This is a genomic window from Clostridium sp. SGI.024 (genome assembly GCF_050315195.1).
Classification (GTDB): domain Bacteria; phylum Bacillota; class Clostridia; order Clostridiales; family Clostridiaceae; genus Clostridium.
In genome coordinates this window covers 1-284 of record NZ_JBNPON010000186.1, presented here as the reverse complement: position 1 = coordinate 284, position 284 = coordinate 1, and the positions used below count along the sequence as shown (strand labels likewise).

The 284-nt window shown below is 23.6% G+C and carries 1 pseudogene; it reads left to right on the top strand.

The window, feature by feature from the left end:
- Window positions 1–97: 97 nt before the first annotated feature.
- Window positions 98–284: pseudogene (locus tag ACQRD5_RS17345) on the top strand (IS21 family transposase); the annotation flags it as partial.

Here is a 284-nt window from a genome sequence, read left to right as displayed (position 1 = left end):
TATAAATGATAAGATAAAAATGTAAATAAATGATCATTTAAGAATGTAATAAAATGATTTATAAATTATAATTACTATTGAGAATTTGGAGGTAATTATGATTTATAAAATAAGTGTTAATACAGAAATTAAAATTAATAGTTTAGAAGATCTTCATAAATTAAAGTTACTTATGGAGGTAAATAATTTGAAAGTGAACAAGAGCCAAATTGCAAGAGAACTTGGCGTAGACGTCCGAACCGTAGGAAAATATTTAAATGGATATGTTAAACCAATAACTCGAA